The organism is Alteromonas sp. R7 (genome assembly GCF_055755235.1).
Genome location: NZ_JBVTQX010000024.1, coordinates 1 through 1,299, shown reverse-complemented (window position 1 = coordinate 1,299; position 1,299 = coordinate 1). Strand labels below are relative to the sequence as shown.

Sequence of the window (1,299 nt, the reverse complement as noted above, 5' to 3'; positions counted from 1 at the left end):
TGTCCCGTCCTAAAATACGTTGACATAAAGAGGACTTCTTTATGACAACTTCAAGTAATCAAAGACCTAAGCGCACACAGCGTGATTACACATTAGCTTTTAAATTGGGTGTAGTTGAGCGTGTAGAAAAAGGCGAATTCTCTTATAAACAGGCACAAGCTCACTTCGGAATACAAGGAAGGTCGACGGTACTGGTTTGGCTCAGAAAGCATGGTAGACTCGACTGGTCGAAACCATTTCAGCATCCACTTATGCCAAGTTCAAAAGAAACACCAGCCGAAAAAATAAAACGCCTCGAGAGAGAATTAGCTGACGAAAAGCTCCGCAATAAAATCCTTAATGGAATGGTAGATATTATGGATAACGAGTATGGAGCAGGTCTCAGAAAAAAGTACTTATCCGGTACGTCTGGCAAGCCAAAAAAAGAAAAGAAATAAATTTGGCGGCAGCATGCCGGGTTGTGGGAATATCCAGACAGTCGGTTTACCAGGCTGTTTCTCGCATGGAATGTAGAAGAGCAGAGCTATCGATAATTAAAGATTGGGTACTTTATTGGCGCAAGTATATGCCGCAAATAGGGACGCGTAAGCTCTATAAACTTTTAAAACCAAAGTTGGTTGAGCATGGGATTAAACTAGGTCGAGATGGCTTTTTTACTTATTTAAGGAGCGAGGGACTACTCGTTAAGCCAAAGAAAAGCTTTACCAAAACTACATTCAGTAAACATTGGATGAAAAAGCATCCAAATTTACTTAAGGAAGAAGGTCTGCATAATGCAAAGCATGTGCTTGTTAGCGATATCACCTATCTCGAATCCGACCAAGGTGTACACTATCTATCGTTAGTAACAGACTCTAGCACGCGTAAAATTGTAGGGCACCACTTGAGCTTGGATATGAGGGCTGAAAATGTAGTCAAAGCACTGAAGATGGCCGTCAAAGATAAACGATATGCAGGTAACAGTGTTCACCACTCAGACAGAGGGCTACAATACTGTTCAGCTATCTACCAGAATGAGTTGAATGCGAATGGGATCCAGCCGTCAATGACAGATGGTTACGACTGTTATCAAAATGCATTAGCAGAACGAATAAACGGTATACTTAAGCAAGAGTTCTTACTCTACCGATGTAAAACAATCGAAGAGTTGAAAATACTCGTTACCGAATCAATCAAAATTTACAATGAAATGAGACCGCACTTAGCATTAGATATGGAAACGCCTAACGCAGTGCATAATAGAAAAGGCCAGCTTCGAGAGCTGGCCTAATAACTGTCAACCTATATTAGGACGACACA

Annotated in this window: 1 protein-coding gene; it reads left to right on the top strand. The window is 41.1% G+C overall.

What is annotated here, in order from left to right:
* The first annotated feature begins 41 nt into the window (after positions 1 to 41).
* A protein-coding gene (locus AC0J2X_RS19730; protein WP_139125424.1) for an IS3 family transposase occupies positions 42 to 1,270 on the top strand; the annotation gives its coding sequence in 2 pieces (ribosomal slippage) (positions 42 to 393 and positions 393 to 1,270; 1,230 coding nt in all).
* The last annotated feature ends 29 nt before the right edge of the window (positions 1,271 to 1,299 follow it).